The sequence below is a fragment of the Rhodopirellula europaea 6C genome (assembly GCF_000338295.1).
Taxonomy (GTDB): domain Bacteria; phylum Planctomycetota; class Planctomycetia; order Pirellulales; family Pirellulaceae; genus Rhodopirellula; species Rhodopirellula europaea.
This window is the reverse complement of sequence record NZ_ANMO01000107.1, coordinates 1-6,227: the sequence shown is the minus strand read 5'-3', so window position 1 is coordinate 6,227 and position 6,227 is coordinate 1. Positions and strand designations below refer to the sequence as shown.

The following is a 6,227-nucleotide window of genomic DNA, read 5'->3' as shown; positions in this document are numbered from 1 at the left end:
TTCGCCGAGGGAGAGGTGACCGAAGACAAAAAACCGCCTCAAAAATCCATGCCAATTCCGAAGATTGGACAGCCCAGGTCTGTGCTGCTGTGGTTTGTCTGCTGCACGTTGGTGTGGCTGACCATCAGCATTGCGCCTGCTCAAGAGATCGTTTGGACGACTCCCAAGCCGCCTCCGTTCACTTCATCAAGCGTCACGTCGTCGACTGTCATTTCTTCGAGTCCCGGTTGGGCAACTCAAACAGAATCAGTCAACGCACGTCCGAGCTATATCGAACGCGGACACTCTGAAACTTCAACACGAGGACGTTTGTCGCCACCCGCGTTCACTTCCAGCAACGCGTTCACTTCCGGCAATCCGTCCAGTTCGGTCGCCAATTCGCAGTCGTCTCGGCCGAGCGATTCGCAGTCGCATCCTCGGCCCGTCGAAAAGAACTATGCAGCGTCGTCGCAAATATCACCGCTGAATCTCAACCAACAAACCCGCACGGCTTCGGACTGGACCCGCACCGGTTCAGATTGGGATGGAGCAGATACCACGGAAGCAAAAACGGTGAGCTATCCGTTGCTGCCGCGTCAACGCGACGAACCCGAAGATTGGCGACTGTCACCCTACGCAGACGTACATGTTCGTGCTGCTCAGCAATCCGAAATGCGATTCCGCTCACTCGCTCAAACATCAGATCCTGTCGCAGCGGACATTGCAGAGAAGAACGCGGATCTTGTGCAGCAATGGATTGAACTGGCGACAAGCTACAACCAACTGGCCAGTCGTCTTTACGATGCTAAGGGGCAACTCGACGCGACTCGTTCGGATTATGAAGACGTCCACCAAAAGCTCACGCGTCACGGTTTGACGCCGACCATTGGTTTGTTGCTTCGCCACAAAAAGGACCAACTGGATCAATGGCAAATTGAGAACAGCCAAACGGCTTTGGCCAGCGAAGCACTTGGGAAGGCGCGACAACAGCAATTGGAACTGGATCTGATTCGGTTGGATGGATCGGATCCGGAGCAGCAAGCGACGCAAGTTCTCAGCAATGTTGGCTACGACACAAACCGCTATGGCGACCCACTGCGATTGCAAGTGGAAGAGTTGTTGCGTCAACGAGCCGCTTGGATTCGTTCGCTGCAAGTCGGCTATCAGGATCAACAACAAAAGATCAGCGAACTGGATTCCATCGCGACCGCATCGCAGTCATTGGCAGCCGACTACCGAATGCTGATTGATCGGCATGTCATGTGGATTCGCAGCGATGAGCCGATCGGACTGCGTGACGCTCGCAATTTGAAAGGTGGCATGGCGGCATTGTTCGATTCCAATCGAAGTGCTGACTTTGGACCGACGTTTGAACGGAAAATCGCCGCCAATCCAGTGGGAGCAATCGGTTTACTCGTCGGAATCGTTTTGATACTGGTGCTTCGTTGGCTCGCGAAGTCTTGGCTGGTCGCCATCGGAAGCCGCAAGAAAATGCGGAAGGCATCGCCGAACAAACGAAAGCTTTACGCTGGTGTGCTCACGGTTCTGGTTGCCGCTGGAATCCCTGCCGTTCTGTTCTGGATTGGCCGTTGGTTGGGAACCGGTGTGGTATCCGAAGCAACGTTGCATGCTGCGAGTGCGTTTTGTGCAGGCAGTTTGGTGGCTTGGTTGATTGAAGTTCCACGGCAGTGGCTGCGGGCGGATGGGTTTTTGGATCAACATGTCGACATCGAGTTGCCGCGTCGCCCACGTGCGATGAAATACCTCACGATCATCGGCATGGGCCTGGTCATCGCTGCGTATACCACCACATTGATGAGCCAAATCGATCACGGAATGTGGCGTGGTTCGGTCGCTCGAGTTGGATTCATACTGGCGATGTTGCTGGTTGGTTGGACGATGCATTTGGCGTTGCGACCTGTTGGTGGATTCTTGGAGCCGCTGATAGAAAAGTATTGCGGCAGCGTGATCCATCGCGGTCGTTTCCTGATGTATTTCGCAGGCATCGGTCTGCCACTGTTTTTGATTGCGTTGTCCGCACTCGGGTACAGCGTCACAACGCACGAGATCATTCAGCGGATCATTTTCACGGCCGTGGCATTGATGTCCGCATCGATTCTTTGGGCCGGGGTGAAGTATGTGTCTGCCGAACTTTGGCATCTGCTGACCGGGACGCGCGGATCAACTCAGGAGCCAGATGACATCGACGAAGTTGAAACGGGACGCGTTGCTGGCGCACTCGGAGAACACTTTCTTGAACTCAAACATCACCTCGCGTTTCTGTGCCAGTGTGCGATGGTGCTGGGGGCGATTGTTTGCTTTGGTTGGCTTTGGATCGATGTGTTTCCAAACGTTCGGATGGGCAACCCGGTTCTGTGGACGGTCGAGGACACTGTTCAGCAAGCAAGCGTCAACGCGACTGGACAAACGGTCATGGAATCGGTGGTTGAAACGACGCCCGTCACCGCGGTGCATTTGTTGCTGGCCGCTGGGACACTGTTCGTTGCATTTCAATTGGCGAAGCTGTTGCCTGCCCTGTTCGATGCACTCGTGTTGCAACGGGTATCCTTCGACGAAGGCATGGAGCACTTCACGCTGGTACTGGGGCGGTTCTTGCTGTTTAGCGTTGGGTGTTTCATTGCTTGTAAATGGATCGGAGTCCGCTGGCATACAATCCAGTGGTTGGCCGTTGGTTTGATGATCGGCTTGGGATTTGGCTTGCAAGACATGGTCCGAAACCTGTTTGGCGGGTTCATCGTGTTGTTTGAAAAGCCTGCTCGGTTGGGCGATTTGATCACCGTCGGGAATTTCACAGGACGCGTGGCCGCCCAGCGTTTGAGAACGACCGTGTTGTCGGACGATGACGGCCGCGAGGTGATCATCCCGAACAAGAACTTCGTCAGCGACGACGTGGTCAACTGGATGGGTGCGGGACGTCTGAGTGTCATCCCAATGGAAGTTGCGGTCACGCGAGATGAGCGGCCCGCGGACCTGTGTCGGACCTTGCAGGAATTGATGATCGAGCAGCCGGAAGTGCTGCTGACACCGGCTCCTCAAGCCACATTGGTATGCGTCGGTCAACGGTCTCAACGAATTGAGGTTCGTGCTTGGATTGAACAGGGACCGAACGCGGAGCGCTATCGAGACCAGTTGTTGAAGCTCGTTCGGCGCCATTTGCTCGAACGAAATTTGCTGGCTCAAAACCAACCATCTCAACCGGAGATGAGAGATGTGTTGACCAAGCAAGACGATTCAGAAGACTTCTTCGACGACGACTTTGGCCAGCCTCGAATCTCTGACGCGATCCGCAAACGCAAGCGTCGGGCATGAATCGATGACAGGAGCCTGGCAGGATTGACTCAGTCCGAAACATCCATGATGTGATCGGTAATGAAGTGAGATGGCGCATGACTTGCTTGGGTCGATGCGCTATTGGAGAAACTTTTCTTCTCACTTCCAAATCGAAAGGTCATAGATGTTCTATCACGATGGTGGCAAGCTTCAGTATCCGGTTCGCGTTGAAAAACCAAGCCCGATCTTTGCCAAGGCACTTCAGCAAGCAATCGGCGGTATCCAAGGCGAAGTTCGCGTTTGCTTGCAATATCTATTTCAGGCTTGGGGCGCACGTGGTCCGGCAAAGTATCGAGACATGTTGCTCGAAACCGGGACGGAAGAGATGGCCCACATTGAAATGCTGGCAACCGCTGTTGCATTGAACCTGGAAGACGCACCACTGGAACAAGAAGAAGCGGCAAAAGACCCAGTCGTGATGGCGGCAATGGGCGGCATGAACATCCAACATGCGATTGGTACCTGCATGGCCGCGATGCCGGTCGACAGCGAAGGTGTGCCCTTCAATTGCAGCCATGTGTATGCCAGCGGAAACGTTGCCGCGGACATGTTGGCCAACGCGACGGCGGAATCCACCGGACGCATGCTCGCGGTTCAGTTGTGGAAAATGACGGACGATCCCGGCATGAAAGACATGTTGAGCTACATGATCGCTCGCGACACCATGCACCAAAACCAATGGCTAGCGGCTTGGGAGGAACTCGGCGGTCCAGAGAACCATCCAATCCCGAACTCGTTCCCACAAGAGAACGAGAACAGCGACTACGCCTACGCGTTCCAGTCCTTTGGCATTGGCGATGACTTCGAAACGCCACGCGGCGAATGGACCAAGGGCAAATCGTTTGATGGAAAAGGCAAAAACTCAGTGGTTCAAATGCGACCACTCGGTGACAAACCCAATCTGGGTGCGGCTTCCCCAAAAACGGCGGCTCAGAAAGGTCAAATGAAGAAATGAGCGAGAGCTCCCACCCTTGGTCGATTGATTCGAAGGAGACAACATGAAAAGTAGTATGAAACGGCGTGAAGCGGTTGGCACATTGCTCACCGGAGGCGTCGGCGGTTTGGCTGGCATTCTTGCGAACCGCCCGGCCCAAGCTTCCGATGGAAGTGCTTCGGTGACCGACGTGTTTTGCTCGGAATTGACGCTTTCGCCGCAGGAAACGCCGGACGCGGAAACGAAGAATCAGTTGCGGGAATTCGTGCCAACGCGCGTTCGTTCTGGACACGTGTTCTGCACGCTGACCTCGCAAGATGCAAAGAACCCGGCGATCACTTCGGTGTACGCGGCACCAGTCGTGCGTGATGGCCAGCCCGGCGCCGAGATCACGATTCACTTTTTGGGGCAGCCTCAAAGTGATGTGAATCTCAGCCTCTTGCATGTGGGCGTGTCCGCTTGATTCGAGCACGCCATCGCATTGTCAATTCGCTCGCCCGCCACGATTGGACTCAGTCGTGGCGGGCTTTTTTTGAATCGTTTCGCGATGCGGCAATGTTGATGTGGGCTGATTCGAATCATCGGCGCGGGAGTTGCTATGCCTGTCATGCATCCGGCCGAAACATAGCATGCCTTTGGGTAGTTGCAACGTTTGCAGAGTGTTCGGCCATCGCTCGGGACTTCCGTTGACGTCAATTTCGATTCGGCGGGGCAATCACATCGAAAAGGAACTGGATAGATGAAAGCGGTTTGCTGGCACGGTCGAAACGACATTCGCGTGGACAACGTTGACGACCCAAAAATACTGGACCCTCGCGACGCGATCATTCGCGTCACTGCCTCGGGAATTTGTGGGTCGGATTTGCATTTGATGGCCGGTGCTGCTCCTGCGATGGAAGCCGGCGATATCATCGGTCATGAACCCATGGGCGAAGTCGTCGAGGTTGGCAATGCGGTGAGCGATCTAAGCGTTGGCGATCGAGTGGTGGTGCCGTTCACCATTTCTTGCGGTGAATGTTTCTTTTGTCAAAGCACGTTGTATTCGTTGTGCGATGAGTCCAATCGCAATGCGGAGCAAGCCGAAAAGATCATGGGCCATTCACCTGCCGGTTTGTTTGGCTACACACACATGCTCGGTGGATACGCGGGAGGGCAAGCGGAGTACTTGCGAGTTCCTTACGCGGATGTCGGACCGATCAAAGTGCCCGATGGACTGCCGGATGAACAAGTCGTTTTCTTGTCGGACATCTTTCCGACCGGTTACATGGCGGCGGAAAACTGCGACATCCAATCCACCGACACGGTCGCGGTTTGGGGCTGTGGTCCTGTTGGACAATTCGCCATCCAAAGTGCTTGGATGTTGGGTGCAAAACGTGTCATCGCGATCGACAACGTGCCCGAGCGATTGGAGATGGCTCGATCGGTTTCCAAGGCGGAAGTCATCGACTACGAAAAATCGGATGTGTACGAGACTTTGCAAGAGTGGACGAAGGGACGAGGACCGGATTGCTGCATCGATGCGGTCGGGGCAGAGAATCACGCCGCGGGCAACTTGCAGTCCGCGCTGGACGATGCCAAGACAGCGCTGCATCTCGGATCGGATCGACCGCACGTGCTGAACGAGATCTTCAAGTGTTGCCGCAAAGGCGGCCGAGTGTCCGTGCCCGGTGTTTACTTCAGCAGCGTGAGCCTGCAGTGGGGAACCGCGATGAACAAGGCGTTGCAGATTCGTTTGGGCCAGACTCACATGCAGCGCTACCTCACACCGTTGATGGAAAAAATCACTAACGGTGAGATCGATCCATCGTTCGTGATCACCCACGTCGAACCACTCGACAAAGCCCCGGAAGCCTACAAGAAGTTCCGAGACAAAGAAGACGGCTGCATCAAGGTCGTCTTGAAGCCATAGCGATGGACGAGAATCTCTGGCCGGAACTTGGCGCTACCGGCAATCAGCGAGGAA

Annotated in this window: 4 protein-coding genes; all 4 read left to right on the top strand. The window is 54.9% G+C overall.

The features are described 5' to 3' along the window. Window positions 1–552 precede the first annotated feature (552 nt). Entirely contained in the window at window positions 553–3,309 is a 2,757-nt protein-coding gene (locus RE6C_RS10220; protein WP_039961747.1) for a mechanosensitive ion channel domain-containing protein, read from the top strand. 145 nt (window positions 3,310–3,454) lie between these two features. Beyond that, on the top strand, window positions 3,455–4,285 hold the full coding sequence (locus RE6C_RS10215) for a manganese catalase family protein (RefSeq protein WP_008656309.1): 831 nt from the start codon (window positions 3,455–3,457) through the stop codon (window positions 4,283–4,285). A 55-nt stretch (window positions 4,286–4,340) separates the two neighbouring features. Further along, on the top strand, window positions 4,341–4,727 hold the full coding sequence (locus tag RE6C_RS10210) for a hypothetical protein (protein WP_008656306.1): 387 nt from the start codon (window positions 4,341–4,343) through the stop codon (window positions 4,725–4,727). 276 nt (window positions 4,728–5,003) lie between these two features. Further along, entirely contained in the window at window positions 5,004–6,173 is a 1,170-nt protein-coding gene (locus RE6C_RS10200; protein ID WP_008656303.1) for a zinc-dependent alcohol dehydrogenase, read from the top strand. Window positions 6,174–6,227 lie beyond the last annotated feature (54 nt).